This is a genomic window from Streptococcus sp. DTU_2020_1001019_1_SI_AUS_MUR_006 (assembly GCF_032340315.1).
Lineage (GTDB): Bacteria > Bacillota > Bacilli > Lactobacillales > Streptococcaceae > Streptococcus.
In genome coordinates this window covers 688481-707627 of record NZ_CP135436.1, presented here as the reverse complement: position 1 = coordinate 707627, position 19147 = coordinate 688481, and the positions used below count along the sequence as shown (strand labels likewise).

The following is a 19147-nucleotide window of genomic DNA, read 5'->3' as shown; positions in this document are numbered from 1 at the left end:
ATTTTCCTCACAATATACTCCTTCTATTTTACCATATTTGAGGCACTTTTACCTATTTCTACCAAACAGAAAAAGAAGCCACAAAGTGACTTCTTTTAGGGTGTCGATGAATTATTCTTCACCTTTGTTTTTCTTAATGATTTCTTCTTGTACTGACTTAGGTACATCTTCGTAGTGGTCGAATACCATCATGAATGTACCACGTCCTTGAGATGCAGAACGAAGAACTGTTGCGTAACCAAACATTTCAGCAAGTGGAACGTAAGCACGAACGATTTGGCTGTTACCGTGTGCTTCCATACCATCTACACGTCCACGACGAGCAGTTACGTGACCCATAACATCACCAAGGTTTTCTTCTGGAACAGTGATTGTTACAAGCATCATTGGTTCAAGGATAGCTGGTTGTGCAGTCTTAGCAGCTTCTTTAAGTGCAAGAGATGCAGCGATCTTGAAGGCAGTTTCAGATGAGTCGACATCGTGGTATGAACCATCGTAAAGCTTAGCTTTAACGTCAACCATTGGGTAACCAGCAAGAACACCGTTAGCCATAGATTCTACCAAACCTTTTTCAACCGCTGGGATAAATTCACGAGGAACCACACCACCGACGATTGCGTTTTCGAATTCGAATCCTTTTCCTTCTTCGTTTGGAGTAAATTCAATCCATACATCACCGAACTGACCTTTACCACCAGACTGACGTTTGAAGAATCCACGTGCTTGAGTAGAAGCGCGGAATGTTTCACGGTAAGATACTTGAGGAGCACCTACGTTCGCTTCAACTTTGAACTCACGACGCATACGGTCAACAAGGACGTCAAGGTGAAGCTCACCCATACCAGAGATAACTGTTTCACCAGTTTCAACGTTAGTTTCAACGCGGAATGTTGGATCTTCTTCAGCCAATTTTTGAAGGGCGATACCCATCTTGTCTTGGTCTGCTTTAGATTTAGGCTCAACCATCAATTGGATAACTGGTTCTGGAACGTTGATTGACTCAAGGATAATTTTAGCTTTTTCATCTGTCAATGAGTCACCAGTTGTAGTGTCTTTCAAACCAACGGCAGCAGCAATATCACCTGAGTAAACAGTGTCGATTTCTTGACGGCTGTTAGCGTGCATTTGAAGGATACGTCCGATACGTTCACGTTTACCTTTAGAAGTGTTCAATACGTAAGAACCTGATTGAAGAACACCTGAGTAAACACGGAAGAATGTCAAACGACCTACGAATGGGTCAGTCATGATCTTGAAGGCAAGAGCTGCAAATGGCTCTTCATCAGATGCAGGACGAGTTTCTTCTTCATCTGTATCTGGGTTGATACCTTTGATCGCTGGGATGTCAAGTGGGCTTGGAAGGTAGTCGATAACCGCATCAAGCATCAATTGAACACCTTTGTTCTTGAAGGCAGAACCACACAATACTGGGAAGAATTCAACGTTGATAGTCGCTTTACGGATACCAGCTTTCAATTCTTCGTTAGTGATTTCTTCACCTTCGAGGTATTTCATCATCAATTCTTCGTCAGTTTCAGCAACTGCTTCGATCAATTTTTCACGGTATTCTTGAGCTTGCTCAAGGTATTCAGCCGGAATGTCTTCTTCAAGGATATCTGTACCAAGGTCGTTCGTATAGATTTCAGCTTTCATCTTGATCAAGTCGATGATACCACGGAAGTCATCTTCAGAACCGATTGGCAATTGAATTGGGTGTGCGTTAGCTTGAAGACGATCGTGAAGTGTGCTTACTGAGTAAAGGAAGTCAGCACCGATTTTGTCCATTTTGTTGGCAAATACGATACGTGGAACTCCGTACTCAGTTGCTTGACGCCAAACTGTTTCAGTTTGAGGCTCAACACCTGATTGTGAGTCAAGAACTGTAACCGCACCGTCCAATACACGAAGAGAACGTTGTACTTCGATAGTGAAGTCCACGTGTCCTGGTGTGTCGATGATGTTTACGCGGTGGTTGTTCCATTGAGCTGTTGTCGCAGCAGATGTGATAGTGATACCACGTTCTTGCTCTTGCTCCATCCAGTCCATTTGTGACGCACCTTCGTGAGTTTCACCGATTTTGTGGATTTTACCAGTGTAGTAAAGGATACGCTCAGTTGTAGTTGTTTTACCAGCATCGACGTGAGCCATGATACCGATATTACGAGTTTTTTCAAGTGAAAATTCGCGTGCCATGAGGTTTGTTTCTCCTATATTTTTTTATTTCTATTCTATTATAACACGATTTAATAAAAACGGATAGGCAGGACCTACCCGTTCTCAATGTTTATCTTGTTATTGTTGGTTTCAACTTGCGGAATGGTAAGTTGAGTTATAGCTAAGAGCTGACCGAGCTAAATTGAACCCGGGCTAAAGTTAGTTAGCCGATTTGAGCCGGAACGGGATGCTGTGTGAAAAAGATAAACTTCCTTGTATTCGTCGAATACTGCGTCAGTTTCCTATTTTCACTTTGCATCCTTGCCGTTCCTAGCATCATGATTTTACCAACGGAAGTGTGCGAAGGCACGGTTAGCTTCAGCCATACGGTGAGTGTCTTCACGTTTCTTAACTGCTGCACCAGTGTTGTTAGCAGCATCCAAGATTTCTTTTGCAAGACGGTCTTGCATTGTGTGTTCACCACGAAGGCGAGCGATTGTTACCAACCAACGAAGTCCAAGTGTTGTACGACGTTCTGGACGAACTTCAACTGGGACTTGGTAGTTAGAACCACCGACACGACGTGCACGTACTTCAAGTACAGGCATGATGTTTTCCATAGCTGTTTCAAATACTTCAAGTGCATCGTTACCAGTAACTTCTTTGATTTGTTCAAAAGCACCGTAAACGATTGAAGCAGCTGTACCACGTTTACCGTCAAGCATAACGCGGTTGATAAGACGAGTAACTAATTGTGAATTGTAAAGCGGATCTGGCAATACGTCACGTTTTGGAGCTCTATTTTTACGACTCATTTCTCTTTATCCCCTTTCCTTATGCTTTTTTCGGACGTTTAGTACCGTATTTAGAACGGCCTTGTTTACGATCGTTAACACCTGCAGTATCAAGTGCACCACGGACGATATGGTAACGTACCCCTGGAAGGTCTTTTACACGTCCACCGCGAAGAAGCACCACACTGTGCTCTTGCAAGTTGTGTCCGATACCTGGGATGTAGGCAGTAACTTCGATAAGGTTGCTCAAACGTACACGAGCAAATTTACGAAGGGCAGAGTTAGGTTTTTTAGGTGTCATTGTTCCAACACGAGTTGCAACACCACGTTTTTGTGGTGAAGAAACGTTTGTTTGAACTTTTTTATGACTGTTATAACCAACGTTCAAAGCTGGTGATTTAGATTTTTCTACTTTTGATTTACGCGGTTTGCGAACCAATTGGTTAATTGTAGGCATCTACATTCTCCTGTGTTTTTTTATTTTTGGTGATGATACACTTGGTGACAGTTATCATCTGTGTGTACTTTTGCAACATTTGTCAGCACGTCCCTGTACACTCTTGAGAGACCAAAAGTAAAAAGTACCGTCTATTATTGTACCACGTTTTGTCTATTTTTGTCAATATATTTCTTCTTATTTTTTGACTTCCTTACTCTAAAAATTCTATGAAAACGGTCACCTGCCAGATAGGCTCTTCAACCGACCACATAGACAAACCTTCTTGTAATTGTCAACAAAATGGTGTTTAATAGATTTGTAAGCAAGAGATCTCTATTACAAATTTATAAAGGAGAAATTATGAAACTCAGACTTGATATTGATCAGCAATACACCGAAGAACAAATCATAATCGAAGCGTCAACCTTGTCTACTCGAGTTCAAAAAGTCCAAGACTTTGTCCAATCCCTGGATCAAAAAGAAACGCTTAAAGGAAAATTCCAAGACCAGGTCTACTTGATTCAGATTAGTAAGATTCAACGTATATATATTGAAAATCGCAAAGTCTTAGCTGAAACGGATAGCCAAACCTATGCGCTCGACATTCGTCTTTACCAAGCAAGTGAAATTCTACCTGCTTCCTTTATCCAAATTTCCCAATCGGAAATTGTCAACATCGACGCTATCAGTCATCTTAAACTAACCTCTAACGGCTTGATTGAAATCTATCTTAAAAACGACAGTTTCACCTACTCATCTCGCCGTTACCTCAAAACCATTAAGGAGAAATTAGAACTATGAAAAAACAAATTTTCCACGATGCCACAACTGGTATCCTCATCGGCCTCATCCTATCTATTATCTTTTCTTTTATCTACTCACCAAGCAACTACGCACCTCTCAGCCCCAACTCTTTGATTGGTCAATTCATGACCCAACATCAGGTGCATGGATCACTCGTCTTACTTTACTGTCTGCTTATCTGGGCAGCGATTGGAGTCCTCTTTAGTTTTGGCGGTCGTCTATTTGCTCAAGATTGGAGCCTTCTTCGTGCGACTGTCACTCACTTCTTCCTTATGTTGCTAGGTTTTGTACCTCTAGCAATCCTAGCAGGATGGTTCCCACTTCACTGGACTTTCATCCTTCAACTCATCCCAGAGTTTGCAATCGTCTACCTCATCATCTGGATTGTTCTCTACAAGAGAGAATCTAAAAAAGTTGCACACATCAATCAACTATTGGCTCATAAAAAATAATACCTAAAAACCCACTCACAAAACGGAGTGGGTTTTTGCTTATAATTTTTGTTTCCATTCTAACAAGAGATTCATGGCCTGCATCGGTGTCATATTGTACACATCTACTTTAGCCAATTCTGCTAGAATAGGATTTTCTTCCGCCGAGTCAAATAGGGAAATTTGTTCAGAAACTGCATGTGTTTGTTTCATTGGAGCAGGACTTTCCTGACCTTGACTCTCTAATTGCGTTAATATTGCATCTGCCCTTACTAGCAAATCTGTCGGTAACCCTGCAATCTTAGCTACGTGAATACCGTATGATTTGTCTGCTGGTCCTGCTTCGATCTTGTGAAGGAAGGTAACCTGACCATTTTGCTCAAGCGTAGCCACGTGGACATTAACCAGATGTTCCAGACTAGATTCTAAGCTAGTCAATTCATGATAGTGAGTTGCAAAGAGAGTCTTGGCTCCGATATGTTCATGGATATACTCGATAATCGCTTGGGCCAGGGCCATGCCATCATAGGTTGCCGTTCCGCGTCCCAACTCATCAAAGAGAATCAGGGATTTTTCAGTAGCATGTGCAATAGCATTATTAGCTTCCATCATCTCGACCATAAAGGTTGACTGACCGGAAACCAAGTCATCCGCTGCCCCAATACGAGTGAAGATAGCATCAAAAATAGGAAGACTAGCACTCTCAGCCGGAACATAAGATCCTATCTGGGCCATGACTGCTGTCATAGCTAGCTGGCGCATATAGGTTGACTTCCCGCTCATATTAGGCCCTGTAATCAGCTGGATGCTAGTATCTTCACCCATTTGGATACTATTGGGAATATAGGTTTGGGCTCCCATGACCTTTTCAACAACAGCATGACGACCTTTTTGGATATCAATTTGCGAGTCCTCTCCGAACTCTGGACGAATCAGGTGTTGATTTTCTGCTACCACTGCCAAGCCTTGTAAGACATCGACAGTAGCGATTCCTTGGGCTAGGGCTTGCAGGCGTTGGATATACTTCCCAACCTCCTCACGGATCCGCATAAAAATTTCGTACTCTAAGTTTGCTGATTTCTCACGTGCCTCTAGCATTTCTCCCTCGATACGAGCCAACTCCTCTGTCCCAAAACGTTCCGAGTTTTTTAGCGTAGCCTTACGGAAAAAGTGGGCTGGAACATTACCGAGCTGCGAGTTGGTCACATGGAAATAGTAACCATCTTTTTTATTGTAGTCAATCTTGAGAGTATTGATGCCAGAATTTTCTCTTTCCTTAGCCTCAATCTCAGCTATCCAGCTGGTTCCCTCTCTCAGCACACGACGATACTTATCCAAGGTCTCATCAAAGCCAGTCCGGATAATGCCACCCTCTGTAATTACATGAGGAGCTTCTGGAGCAATGGCTGCACTAATGAGATTTTCCAACTCAGGAATAGGATCTAATTGTTCAATCAGATAGGCAAGAGCTGGTTGCTCCATTCCTTCTAAAATTGCTCGAATTCTTGGAACACTTCCCAAGGTAGTCGCTAATTGCAAGAGGTCTTTAGGATTGCTTTTCCCAAAAGAAACACGACTAGCAAGGCGCTCAATATCGTAGACTCCCTTTAGGCTTTCTGTCAAATCACTACGTTCAAAGAAATAATCCAGAAAGACCTGTACAACCTCCTGACGTTCAAGGATACGATCCTTGTCAATCAAGGGACGTTGGATCCAAGAGCGCAAAAGACGCATTCCCATGGCAGTCTTAGTTTCATCTAGCAACCAGAAAAGACTCCCTTGTTTCTTACCTGAGCGAGCATTTTCTACTAGATCTAAACTAGCCTTGGTTGCATAATCCATCTGCAAGTAATCCTTGATCTCATAGCGAATAACAGGTTTTAAGTGATTCAACTCTCTCATCTGCGTCCGATGAATATACTGAAGTAGCTTACTGCTGGCAGCTTGTTCAATAGGCGCCAAGCGTGGATCCAGCAGATGTATGTCTTCAAATAATTCTTGCTCATAAGAAAGCACCAAATTCATTTGACGGCTGAGAATCTGTTCTTCCTCTTCAGTTAAAGCATAGCCGATGACAACTTCTCTTGCCTTAAGATTTCGGATTTCACCACAGACCAGGGTAAAATCCAATAAACCTGTCACATAGAAATCACCCGTCACTAAGTCCATGTATGCCAAACCAAATTGCTGACCGTCACGGTCGATAGCCACCAAAAAGTTGTTTTGACTATCTGGTTTACTACTATCGACGACTGTACCAGGGGTAATCACCTGCACAACCTCGCGCTTAACAACCCCTACTGCCTGCTTAGGATCCTCCATCTGCTCAGCAATGGCAACCTTGTAGCCACGCTCCACTAGGACATCAATATACTGTTGTGCTGAGTGATAAGGAACTCCAGCCATGGGAATAGGATTGTCAGCATTCTTATTGCGACTGGTTAGTGAGATTTCTAGTATCTGGGCAGCATTGACTGCATCTTCGTAAAATAACTCATAAAAATCACCCATACGAAAGAGCAAAAAAGCATCTGGATATTGTTTTTTTATATCCACATACTGTTGCATGCCAGGTGATAATTTTTCTATCGTCATCCATTCTCTCCTTGTTAAAAATAGTCTTGAGAGAGACTCCCAAGACCTTATCTATCCTTCATCAAATCTAACAAACGATCTTCCATGAGTTTAGCAACATGCTGATCTCGGCAAATCACCAAGAGGGTATTAGCACCCGCAACTGTCCCTAAAATCCATTCATCCTTGTTGGCATCGACAACATTGGCTAAAACCGCGGCTTCACCCAGTTTAGTGTGCAAAACTAAGGTAAACTCAGCTCTTGCCACGCCTTCTAAATGATGGGATAAAAACTCAACCAGGTCAATCTTCTCTGTCTCATTTGCTAGTACGTAGTAGACCATATCATTTTTCTTAACCTTGGTCAAGCCAAGTTCACGAAGGTCACGCGACAAGGTCGTTTGTGTCACAAAAACATTGCGTGCTTCCAACCGATCCTGGATCTCTTTTTGAGTCCCTAATTTTTCCTCAGTGATCATCTGCTTGATCAACTGATGACGTTCTCTTTTTCTCATAACATCCTCTCTAGTGAATATTTATAACATTTTACAACTATTTAATAAGAACATTATACCAAAAAAACTGAATATTTCAAAAAAAATTCTTATCATTCCTCAAAATTATGATAAAATAGAAGAAAAGTCCAAAGGAGTTTATAATGAATACAAAACAATTGATCGCTAGCGAATTGGCTAGCGTCATTGACAGCCTGGATCAAGAGGCTATTTTAAATTTACTAGAACAACCCAAAAACTCTGATATGGGAGACATCGCCTTCCCTGCCTTTACTCTAGCAAAAGTTGAGAGAAAAGCTCCACAAATGATTGCAGCAGATATCGCTGAAAAAATCAATAGCCAAGCCTTTGAAAAAGTCGTCGCTACTGGACCTTATGTTAACTTCTTCCTTGATAAAAATGCCATTTCTGCTCAGGTATTACAAGCTGTTATCACTGAAAAAGAACACTATGCTGACCAAAATATTGGTAAACAAGAAAATGTTGTTATCGACATGTCTAGTCCCAATATTGCTAAACCATTCTCTATTGGTCACCTGCGCTCAACTGTTATCGGAGATAGCTTGTCACATATTTTCCAAAAAATCGGTTATCAAACGGTCAAGGTCAACCATTTGGGAGACTGGGGTAAACAGTTTGGGATGTTGATTGTTGCCTACAAAAAATGGGGCGACGAAGAAGCTGTAAAAGCTCATCCAATTGATGAACTTCTTAAACTCTATGTCCGCATCAACGCTGAAGCTGAAAATGACCCTAGCTTGGATGAGGAAGCACGCGAATGGTTCCGCAAACTGGAAAATGGTGACGAGGAAGCTCTCGCTCTTTGGCAATGGTTCCGTGATGAAAGTTTGGTGGAATTTAACCGCCTTTACAATGAATTGAAGGTTGAATTCGACAGCTACAACGGGGAAGCCTTCTACAATGACAAGATGGATTCAGTTGTAGACATCCTTTCTGAAAAAGGACTTCTTGTTGAATCAGAAGGTGCCCAAGTTGTTAATCTTGAAAAATATGGAATTGAACACCCAGCTCTTATCAAAAAATCTGACGGTGCAACTCTCTACATCACACGTGACTTGGCCGCTGCCCTTTACCGTAAAAACGAATACCAATTTGCTAAATCTATCTACGTCGTTGGTCAAGAGCAATCTGCCCACTTTAAACAACTCAAAGCTGTCTTGCAAGAAATGGGCTACGACTGGAGTAACGACATTACTCACGTTCCTTTTGGTTTGGTTACAAAAGAAGGGAAAAAACTCTCTACTCGTAAAGGGAATGTCATCTTGCTAGAGCCGACTGTTGCAGAGGCAGTTAGCCGTGCCAAGGCCCAAATCGAGGCTAAAAATCCTGAACTGGAAAATAAAGACCAGGTAGCGCATGCTGTTGGGGTTGGAGCCATTAAATTCTATGACCTCAAGACCGACCGTACAAATGGATACGATTTCGACCTAGAGGCTATGGTATCCTTTGAAGGCGAGACTGGTCCTTATGTTCAATACGCCTATGCTCGTATCCAATCCATCTTGCGCAAAGCCGATTTCAAACCAGAAACAGGTGCCAACTATAGCTTGAATGATCCTGAAAGCTGGGAAATCATCAAGCTAATCCAAGACTTCCCACGTATTATCAACCGTGCGGCGGATAACTTTGAACCTTCTATCATTGCTAAATTTGCAATTAGCTTAGCGCAAGCCTTTAACAAATATTACGCTCACACTCGAATCTTGGATGAAAGTCCAGAACGCGACAGTCGTTTAGCCCTCAGCTATACAACTGCAGTTGTCCTCAAAGAAGCACTTCGTCTGCTCGGAGTAGAAGCGCCAGAGAAGATGTAAATCGCCAAAGTTACTTGATTGCAAAGCAATCTAAGTAACTAACGCCAAATCCTATTCGGACTTTGGCTAGGCACTTCACTAGTTTTAGGACATAAATATGATCGATTTATGTCCTAAAACGTCGTAATCTTGAAGTTATTGGAACTAAAGTTCCTAATTGTTAGACGCTAGCCGCTTTTATGCGGACTAGCTAACTGCTTCACTAGTCATGGCCCCTAAATATAATCGATTTAGGGACCACGACGTCGTAACTATGGCGAATTGCCTAAACGCTTCACTAATTCACCTAACCAAATAATATCGATTTGGTTGAATGAATGTCGTAATTCTGAAGTTATTTAATTGCAAAGTGACTTAAGCAACCAATCCTAAACCTCTACGGACTTTTATTTGGTACTAGGGGCGGAGTGCATTACATCTACTATTTTAGATTAGCGATCACTTGCCTAATTTCTATATTGTCATTACTTGAAAAGCGAAAAATCTTTTTCGCTTTTCTCTTGCTATTAATTTCTTTATCACTTAGGGAGAGATTTTATGAGCCAATATGCTTATATTTTAGTTGTCATCAGTCTTGTCGCTCTTTTTCTCATCAACAAATACGAAAAGGAAAAACTTCAAAGACTTCTACAAGAACAGCTGTTAAAGGATGAATCTTTTCGCGCTACTATCAAGGAAAAGATTCAAACAACAGAAAACATCAACGATGTCATCGACTACATCAATAAAGGATATCGTTTGGGAATCATGATTTCAAAGGAAATTGTTGAAGACATCAGAAAATAAAAAAGGATTCGAGATAGCATTTCTCGAGTCCTTTTCTATTTTTTCCTGAGAACTATGATTCCCACCAATATAACAATCCCTAGTGATGCAATGGTTCCGTATGCTGACAAACTTTCATCAAGAAATTTCTCGGAGAACTGCAACAGAGCGATCGCTAAGATTAGCAAAGCACTGCATAACATAATTTCCTTGAAGCTTGGTTTGCGTTTTATATACTTTAAAAATCTATGTAGCTTACTCATTTCGACTATTCCCTTTTGAAGTAAATCCTTTATTCATGGAATAAAACTCTTCCTCAGAAAATCTGGCCTCTTACAAAGCTTCTAACTCATAGAGTTCCGCAATAATCCCTGCGACCTTCTTGATATCTCCCAGCATTCCACGCATCTCAAAGTCTGCTAGAACAGGGAAACCAAAGCGCTGGCTGTATTGTTTAGCCGTCAAACAGTATTGGTTGTTAAAATTACGATTGCCTGATCCTACGACACCAAAACACTTGCTGGCATTGTCTCCATAGGCGATAAAATCACCTACTGGAGTAGTCAAAATCTCCACATCTCCATTGTCAACACCATTGCCACCTTCTAAATAAGTCGGTAGAAAAGCAACATATGGGTTGGTCATTTCAAAGAAATCTTCTCCTTCCTTGACCAAATCTTTAATATGAATTTTTTCTACTTCAATGTTCTCATACTGTTCTAATAGGTAAGCCTTCAATCGTGTTACGAAACTCTCCGTATTTCCACTCAGACTGATATAGACTAAGGAAATTTTTTTCATTTTCTCCTCCTTTTTTGAATCATAAAAAATAACTACCAAGATTGTATCTTGATAGTTATCCTTTGTCAACTCTTAGGCAAGTTCTTCCTCTTCTTGAGTTTCTGTTAATTCTTTTTGCTGACGCCACATCTTATAGAAGACGATTGCTAGGAAGATAACATTGAGTACAACCCCCAAAATAGCAGAGCCTTTAGCACCAAGCTCCGCTCCCATACGGATGTTAGGATCTGTAAAAAGTGAAACCGCATCCTGAACGCCGATAAAGTTGTAGATAGAACCAACGATGGCAACGAAGACATAAGCAAGATAAGTGTAGTTAGCCAATTGGATGTTTTTACGAATAAGGAAAACCAAAGCCACAACAACTAGAATAACAGATAAGACAACCAAGAGAATGCTGAAGACAGAATGACCATGCTCCGATACCTTAATGGTGTAATCAACGAGCTCCTTAGCATAAGTAGCATTAACACCTGATGCTGATGTTTCTAGATTGCTCATACTCTCCGCAGTAGGTACTGGAGATATGATTCCAAATAGCGACATTGCTGAGAGTAAGGCTGAAAAAATCAGTAATACCCACAGATAGATTGGTTTCTTTTTCATAAAAGTAACCTCCTCATAATTTTTTTATTATTATAGCATATTTTCCGAAGGAGAACAACTGCTACAAGTTCGTTTCCACCTGTTTACGGTAGGCTTTAGGAGACTTCCCACACAGTTTTCGAAAAACCTTATAGAAATAACCTACATTACTGTATCCAACCGTATAGCAGATATCCTCGATACTATCATTTGTAGATAGCAAGAGTTGCTGGGCCGCCTTGATGCGTTGCTTATTGAGAAGCTCTGCAAAGGTGGAATTGGTTTCCTTCTTGATTAGTTGACCCAAATAAACGGGATTGATAAAGAGATCCTTGCTGATATCCTTAAGAGAAAGCTCTTTTTGGTAGTCTCTACCAATGACCTCGAGCACACTAACTACATTTTCATTCATGCGGTATTGGCCAAAGAAGGAAGTCAAGGTTTTCTTGGTATAAGCGACTAAGTCCTCAAAAGTGGTAATGGCATGGATGTTTTTGACAATATCTGTCATGTCATCTGCTTTCAAATGTTCAAAAAGATGGAAGACATCCATGACAAACTGGGTAAAGAGCTGCTTTGTGATAGATACTATCGGTGTATTTTCTAAGACAATCTTCTCAAGCAAGGTCAATTCATCAATAATTTGCTGGAGATTTCCTTGAATAATCACCCGATAGATGGGTTCGTAGTAAGAAAAGAGACTTTCAGACTGATCTAAATTGACCGATCCATAAAAGAGAGTCTTTTCAACATCACGCTTCCACTTTTCAAAGTTGATTTGATAAGGAGCTTCAAAAGGCATGACTAGCAAACCCTCAAATTCCTGATCTGCAAGGACGATTTGCCAGTCCTGACCTAGAACATAGTAGGGAATGACAAAATTCCCTTGTTTTCCCTTTGAAAGTCCGACCCACCAATTTTCTTTTTGGCTGAGATGAGCCTTGAAGGCTTCTTCATCGAGTTGCTGACTCAATATTTCGGGCTCATGAACCTTCTCACGAAGTTGAGTGACGATTTTTTCAAGTAAATGTCCCAGCTCGACCTTATCGACTGGTTTAACCAGATAATCAACCACGCTGAGATTCATAGCTTTTTTGACGTAGTCAAATTCTTGATAGCCCGATAGTAGGATATAATAAGCATCTGGCAACAAGTCCTTCATTTCCTGAATCATTTCAAGTCCTGTTTTGTCAGGCATGTTGACGTCAGATATCACAATATCCACAGGATGTTCTCGGACATAGTCAAGAGCGTCGTCAGCATGATTGGCTGTAGCGACGACTTCCATATCCCATTTATCAAAAGGAATCAAACGCTTGAGACCTTCGGTAATCATGTACTCGTCGTCCACTAATAGTACTTTATACATCTTTATCCTTTCTCCTCATCCTGAATAGTAATTCGATAACGAACACCTTCTTGTTTAACTGATTCTACATTGATATCATAGCGGTCGCCAAAGTAGAGTACAAAGCGCTCATGCACATTGACAATCCCAATGGACTGGCGTTTCCCACTATAATCCACCGTATGTTCAAAGGTTCTCTGAGCTAATTTGTCCTGGATCTCTGCTAGCTTATCAGCAGGCATTCCACGCCCATTATCGGTTACCAAGATTTCGACATATCCTTCTTTTTTCAAAGCCTTGATACTGATCACATTATCTGTACGTCGATGATCGACTCCGTGGGCAAAATAATTTTCCACCAAGGGTTGGAGGGTGAATTTTGGAATGCGCATTTCTTCCAATCCAGGGTCAATCTTAAATCCATAAGCAATGGATTTTGGATAACGCACCATACAGAGATAACTGTACTTCCGACAAAATTCCACTTCTTGCTTTAATGTTGTTTCTCGTTCGTCAGAGATGTTGTTACGCAGGAGACTACTGAATTCGTAGATAATATCCGCTAGTTCATTTTGGTTTTCCATGACCGCGTACATCCGTAGAAACTCCAGAGTATTATACATAAAATGTGGATTTATCTGAGCTTGTAGGGCGCGCATATTTGCATCTTTTTGGCTCAGCTCCAGCTGGTAAATATCGTGGATATTTCTCTCCAGTCGGTCCAACATGTCATTTGTCGTTTCAGCGATTAAAAGTAATTCCTGATCTTTCTTCTTAAGATCAATTCTTTTGCCTTGTTCCCCCTCCGCAATATCATGGATTGTTTCCACTAGGTCAACAACTTGGGTTTGATACTTCGAAAATGTTTTTTTCAAGGTTACATATAAAATAACGATAAAGAGGAGACTCAAAGCAAGAATAAAAATCGAACTAGATATACTCCCACTAAGGACATAATCCCTCGGAACTGCAACCTGAACCTGATAACCATGAGCTGTCTCATCTTGCAACCATTCCTCTCGATTACTTTTTTCACCTTGGTGAAACATATCCGTTTCAAAAGGAGAGGTGATGCTCACAGCAATTGGGATATTTCCTCTGGTATTGTCAATAGCCTTATAAAAAACATCGGAAGATACAGAGACATAAATAACACCAAGAGCTTGATCCGATACTGGATCGGATACGGGAATGGCGAAACTATTGGCATCTGGCTTAAAGGCATCTGCAGAAACCTTGTAACCACTACGATTGTCCCTCTTCGATACATAAACTTCTGTTGAGTCTTGCAAGACAAAGGCTACACCCGTTACAAAATCATTGCGCACATAGAGGTCATCGATATTTTCATAAATGGATACCGAAATATAGGGCGATGCTTTACGCTCCAGTTGCCAGTAGAAATAATCCGGTGTACTGAGGCTAAAATACTTATAGATTCCCTCGATTCGCGCTTGATTATCTACTAAACTTTGGGCTGAACGCGCTGATTCTCGATAGTAATACTCAACCTCACTCACTGTCCGAGTCAAGACCCGCTGGGAAACCTGTCTTGCTTCTTTTTCTCGACTATCCCAGTTCACATAGGAAATCAACAGGGCAAAACTAGCAATGATGACAATCATCACCCAAGTATAGGTTCGAAGGAGTGAATGAAGCCAAAACTGTTTCATCCTATTTGGACGCCAATTTTTCATGAATGCTTTCATAAACAGGCTCCAATAAATCACTAATAAAGAAATGCCACATACCAATCCCTACAAAAATGATAAGGGCTGGCATATAAAACCCAATAATGGCTAACAAGACGCTACCAAGAAGAACTTTAGCCACTGCTGATAAGCTCATAAAAATTCCGATAAAGGCAAGCTTTAAGGTATTTTGATAGGATAAGTCAAAATAAACTTGTAATTTTAGAGAAACTGTATAAGCCAAAAATACCAGGGCTACCAAAAAAATATTTAGAAAGGTTGCTGCCAAGTGGATAATGGTCTGATGCGGCAATTGGATCATGAGATACAAACCATAAATCAAGATCAAGTCAAGTCCCATAAAGGTGTAGAAACTGAGATTGCTTTTTACAAAATTGCTCTTATAAAGAGTCCAAGCCTCTTTAAAACCATAGGCACGGTAAGAATAGCCATGTTCTGCAAATAAACTCATGATAGTCGCACTAGCTGGTGCTATACCAAAAACCACACCTCCTGCTAGTGTCAATAACCAAAAATAAGCCGTTGCAATCATCCCCAAAAAGAAACGATGAAAGACTAGCTCAATAAAATTTCCCACGGTTTGCCTCCAAAAAAATAATCTAGAACTATTATAACATATTTCAAGCGCTCTCAAAAAAGAAGAGGATAGAAAAGGTAGTGAGAGTTGAACTTGCTACCTTTTTAGTAGCAAGTCCGAAGTAAGCATCCATCCTTGTCAAAGGTGTACAAATGAATAAGTATATAGTTGTTTAATAAAGGTATTTGTACTATAATAAAGATAGATAGAGAAACCGATTAATAATCAAAGAATAAACCTTTCTCCAGGACAGATGGACATATTTGAAGATTAGTTCATTGCTATTCAACTTAATTATTGGCTTGGTAAAATAACGAAAGGAGTATGGACCATGACTATTTTTATTTTAAGAACTACCGTGTTTTGGATTGCTCTTATTTTGAGTCTTTTCTCTGATAAATTGTTCAAACAACATGCAAAAGTCGGAAAAATAATTTGCACTATAATAGCATTAATTGCGGCATTGTCATTTCTGTTCTAAGTTATTTTAGGAATACAGGAATTAGTTCGTCCTGTGTTCTTTTTTTCTGCCAAATGTACATTGATAAAATAAATAACAAGTTACTAAAATTTATATGCGTTCTTAAAACAACACAAAAACGCTCTAGTCATATTGTCTAGAGCGTTTCTCTATATATCCGAACATCTAATTTATTTCACAAAGAATGTAGTTTTTCGGTTAATTTTTATTGCAATACATCGAAATTTTAAAATTCAAGAATCGCGTTAAATCACGGTTTTTAAACATCTAATAATATGCTTTTCTTTTATTTTAAAGACTTTTTGCCCGACCTCATTTCATTGTGAGACTTGTTATCTACACTATTTGCCTTCTTCTTTTGTCAAGCAATAGGTGAGGCCCACTGATGAAATTGCTGACATAAGAATTCTCCTTTTAATTTTTTTCTATTTTTGTTTATCATATATTTTAATGTTTGTCTATCAGTCACACATTCGTAATACACATTTATACAAAAAAGCTTTTTGCTTTGGAAGCCTTTAATAATAACAGTTTACATTAATGATTATTTCCCATTTAATACTATTTTACTGTATGTACTAATTTCAAATATCTTTTTCATGCATTGTACCCTTTATTTATCACATCCTTAACTGTCTATAAAAATCAGCATTCATTTCTAACAATTCTTTAAAGGGAACTATTTTTCTATCTGCACCTGATGGAGTGTACTCCATTGACCAAATAAAAGGATAGGTCAAAACAACTTCATTTGATTCAAGCGATAAATCTAATGTGAACAAATCTGGTACTATCAGTTCTTGATAAAATGTGTCTAACTGATTTGTCGTCACCCAAAATAAAAAGTCCTTATAATCTATCTCCAAATCCTCCCATTCTAATGTATCGGGAGCGAAATATTCTATTGCATTTAATTTTTCAATATTTATTGCAAATAGACCACCCAAGATATCATAAGCTATCAAACAACGACTCGAGTTATAACATTTTGAAAACAATTCATTACAGTAGCTGAATCCATTCTCTGAATCATTCCCCAAGATTTTTAAATAACCATTCACAGTTACATAAGAAAAATGTTCTAAGATAAACTTCAGTTCTTGTGGTCTTTCTATACTATCCGTTAGTTTTTTGTTAAATTCAAGGAATTTAATATCATTAGAACTTTTATCAAATTCTGCAATAATCTTTTTCGTAGTTAACATTTTATTCGTCTACCCTATCCCATTCAATTTTTCACTCTTGCTTCATTTTTATTTATATGCACAACATTAAAGAAGCTCAATCGCAGATACTTCATTATCTAAATCAACAGATTCAAACTTCTCAGGATATTGCAGATAATCAATACATTTTTTAAAAACATGAAAAAACTCAGAGAAACAATGTTAAAATCATCAAAACATTTGATTTCTCTGAGATAAAATTTGCTGATTGTACTCGAAACCTAGATCGTTCTTATCTACGATACTGCTTCAAGAAACGGGTCATCTTTTCTTGGATTTGGGCTAACTCATCTACACGTGGCAGATAAACGATACGGAAGTGATCTGGCTCTTTCCAGTTAAAGCCTCGTCCGTGAACCAAAAGTACTTTTTCTTGCTTCAAGAAATCAAGAACAAACTGTTCATCATCATCGATACGATACATATTGCGATCAATTTTAGGGAAGATATAAAGACCCGCTTTAGGTTTAACCGCTGACAAACCAGGAATATCTTGAATGGCATTATAAATGAAATTTCTTTGCTCGTAGATACGACCACCTGGCAAGAGCAATTCGTCCACCGATTGGTGACCACCGAGTGAAGTTTGAACAACCTGTTGAGCCAAGACGTTGGAACAAAGGCGCATGTTTGAAAGCATGTTGAGACCTTCAATATAGCCCTTTACATGATGTTTAGGTCCAGACAAGACCATCCAACCCACACGGAAACCAGCGATACGGTGCGATTTAGACAGACCATTCATGCTAACACAGAAAAGGTCTGGAGCCAAACTAGCTACTGGTGTGTGGACATTGCCATCCATAACCATACGGTCGTAGATTTCATCTGCAAAGATAATCAAGTCATTTTGACGAGCAATCTCAATAATATCTAACAAGAGTTCTTTGGGATAGAGGGCTCCCGTTGGATTATTTGGATTGATTAAAACGATAGCCTTAGTATTTGAACTAATCTTAGACTTAATGTCATCTAGGTCTGGATACCATTCAGCTTCTTCATCACAGACGTAATGAACGGCATTTCCTCCAGCCAAGCTAACTGCAGCTGTCCAAAGTGGGTAGTCAGGCATTGGAACCAAGACTTCATCGCCATTGTCCAAGAGACCTTGCATGGACATAACAATTAGCTCACTAACACCATTTCCAAGATAGATATCATCAATACCTACATTTGGGAATTTTTTGAGCTGACAGTACTGCATAATAGCTTTGCGGGCTGAAAAGATACCTTTTGAATCTGAATAACCTTCACTATCACGCGCATTCATAATCAAATCATGGATAACCTCATCTGGTGCGGTAAAACCAAACTCAGCTGGGTTCCCTGTATTCAAACGGAGGATTTTTTCTCCATTTGCTCGCATACGCATGGCTTCCTCAAGAACTGGTCCACGAATATCATAAGCCACATGCTCTAATTTGATTGATTTGTTAAATTCTTTCATTTGAGTTCCTCAATTCATCAGGATAGTTAATATTATACCACTTGATAGAAAAATCGTAAATCGCCCACTACTATTCCACAAAAAAACCTTGCTTAACGCAAGGTAAACAGAGCAAGGTCGATTTCTTTCTATTTTTGGGAGAAGAAAGAGAAAAATATGCACCTCTAGTAAGACATACATCTAAATCTAAAGTCTCGCATATAAACTTCGAATCGAAAACGAAGGCATCGTTATGGATGATAGTTGCATGAACTCATGAATTTCTTCCTGTGTCCAGCAAAACGCAAAGAAAAAATAAGTCGACTCAACAAACAACATAGACGATGTCTGGGCTAATTCGAGTCTGTTTGTAAAGAATTTTACCATATCACTGACTTCTTTCCCTTGCCCTGTCACTTAGTATTATACACTAAAACTTTTGCATTTTCAAATAAGTACATATAAAAAGAACTCTTTTTAAAGCGTCACTTAAAAATTTATACTCAATGAAAATCAAAGAGCAAACTAGGAAGCTAGCCGCAGGTTGCTCAAAGCACGGCTTTGAGGTTGCAGATAAAGCTGACGTGGTTTGAAGAGATTTTCGAAGAGTATTAATTAAATATGATTCTGCTTTGGCAATAGAAAAGAGAGAACCATGTGATTCTCTCAGTTTTTACTTC

At 39.6% G+C, this 19147-nt stretch carries 16 protein-coding genes; 4 read left to right on the top strand and 12 right to left on the bottom strand.

Annotated features, from left to right (window positions below):
- Positions 1-111 precede the first annotated feature (111 nt).
- The 3 genes from fusA to rpsL form a co-directional block, all read right to left on the bottom strand.
- Positions 112-2193, bottom strand: coding sequence for an elongation factor G (gene fusA / locus RRU92_RS03600; RefSeq protein WP_153224860.1), 2082 nt, complete (start codon positions 2191-2193; stop codon positions 112-114).
- 305 nt (positions 2194-2498) lie between these two features.
- The gene (gene rpsG, locus RRU92_RS03595) at positions 2499-2969 is read right to left on the bottom strand and encodes a 30S ribosomal protein S7 (RefSeq protein ID WP_000087876.1); all 471 of its coding nucleotides are present in this window, start codon (positions 2967-2969) and stop codon (positions 2499-2501) included.
- A 19-nt stretch (positions 2970-2988) separates the two neighbouring features.
- Positions 2989-3405 (bottom strand): 30S ribosomal protein S12, encoded by a 417-nt coding sequence (gene rpsL, locus RRU92_RS03590; protein ID WP_001142333.1) that lies wholly within the window; start codon positions 3403-3405, stop codon positions 2989-2991.
- A gap of 342 nt (positions 3406-3747) precedes the next feature.
- On the opposite strand from rpsL, the gene RRU92_RS03585 reads away from it, so the two are divergent.
- The gene (locus RRU92_RS03585) at positions 3748-4188 is read left to right on the top strand and encodes a LytTR family DNA-binding domain-containing protein (protein WP_153224859.1); all 441 of its coding nucleotides are present in this window, start codon (positions 3748-3750) and stop codon (positions 4186-4188) included.
- Positions 4185-4643, top strand: coding sequence for a DUF3021 domain-containing protein (locus RRU92_RS03580; protein WP_153224858.1), 459 nt, complete (start codon positions 4185-4187; stop codon positions 4641-4643). Before RRU92_RS03585 ends, RRU92_RS03580 begins: the two co-directional genes overlap by 4 nt.
- A 39-nt stretch (positions 4644-4682) precedes the next feature.
- Here the strand turns inward: RRU92_RS03580 and mutS are convergent, their stop codons facing one another.
- Both mutS and argR read right to left on the bottom strand, forming a co-directional pair.
- Entirely contained in the window at positions 4683-7217 is a 2535-nt protein-coding gene (gene mutS, locus RRU92_RS03575) for a DNA mismatch repair protein MutS (protein WP_315640454.1), read from the bottom strand.
- Between the two features lie 47 nt (positions 7218-7264).
- Positions 7265-7711, bottom strand: a complete 447-nt coding sequence (gene argR / locus RRU92_RS03570; protein ID WP_075229751.1) for an arginine repressor — start codon at positions 7709-7711, stop codon at positions 7265-7267.
- A 143-nt stretch (positions 7712-7854) separates the two neighbouring features.
- On the opposite strand from argR, the gene argS reads away from it, so the two are divergent.
- The gene (gene argS, locus RRU92_RS03565; RefSeq protein WP_315640453.1) at positions 7855-9546 is read left to right on the top strand and encodes an arginine--tRNA ligase; all 1692 of its coding nucleotides are present in this window, start codon (positions 7855-7857) and stop codon (positions 9544-9546) included.
- Positions 9547-10083: 537 nt separating this feature from the next.
- Positions 10084-10332 carry a hypothetical protein gene (locus RRU92_RS03560; protein ID WP_000084856.1) on the top strand — a complete coding sequence of 83 codons (249 nt, stop codon included), beginning with the start codon at positions 10084-10086 and terminating at the stop codon, positions 10330-10332.
- 312 nt (positions 10333-10644) lie between these two features.
- Here the strand turns inward: RRU92_RS03560 and nrdI are convergent, their stop codons facing one another.
- From nrdI to RRU92_RS03525, 7 genes are all read right to left on the bottom strand, one after another.
- The gene (nrdI, locus tag RRU92_RS03555) at positions 10645-11112 is read right to left on the bottom strand and encodes a class Ib ribonucleoside-diphosphate reductase assembly flavoprotein NrdI (RefSeq protein WP_049527317.1); all 468 of its coding nucleotides are present in this window, start codon (positions 11110-11112) and stop codon (positions 10645-10647) included.
- A gap of 72 nt (positions 11113-11184) precedes the next feature.
- A complete protein-coding gene (locus RRU92_RS03550; protein ID WP_315640452.1) occupies positions 11185-11718 on the bottom strand; it encodes an ABC transporter permease in 534 nt (177 codons plus the stop codon).
- Between the two features lie 61 nt (positions 11719-11779).
- Positions 11780-13066: a response regulator transcription factor gene (locus tag RRU92_RS03545; RefSeq protein WP_315640451.1), complete on the bottom strand. Its 1287-nt coding sequence runs from the start codon at positions 13064-13066 to the stop codon at positions 11780-11782.
- 2 nt (positions 13067-13068) lie between these two features.
- Complete coding sequence (locus RRU92_RS03540; RefSeq protein ID WP_315640450.1) at positions 13069-14742, bottom strand: sensor histidine kinase; 1674 nt, start codon at positions 14740-14742, stop codon at positions 13069-13071.
- Positions 14720-15334, bottom strand: a complete 615-nt coding sequence (locus RRU92_RS03535) for a YesL family protein (protein ID WP_045763088.1) — start codon at positions 15332-15334, stop codon at positions 14720-14722. The genes RRU92_RS03540 and RRU92_RS03535 overlap by 23 nt, the downstream gene beginning before the upstream one ends.
- Positions 15335-16435: 1101 nt before the next feature.
- Positions 16436-17020, bottom strand: coding sequence for a DUF2625 family protein (locus RRU92_RS03530; RefSeq protein WP_315640449.1), 585 nt, complete (start codon positions 17018-17020; stop codon positions 16436-16438).
- 253 nt (positions 17021-17273) lie between these two features.
- Complete coding sequence (locus RRU92_RS03525) at positions 17274-18488, bottom strand: pyridoxal phosphate-dependent aminotransferase (RefSeq protein WP_045762715.1); 1215 nt, start codon at positions 18486-18488, stop codon at positions 17274-17276.
- Between the last annotated feature and the right edge of the window lie 659 nt (positions 18489-19147).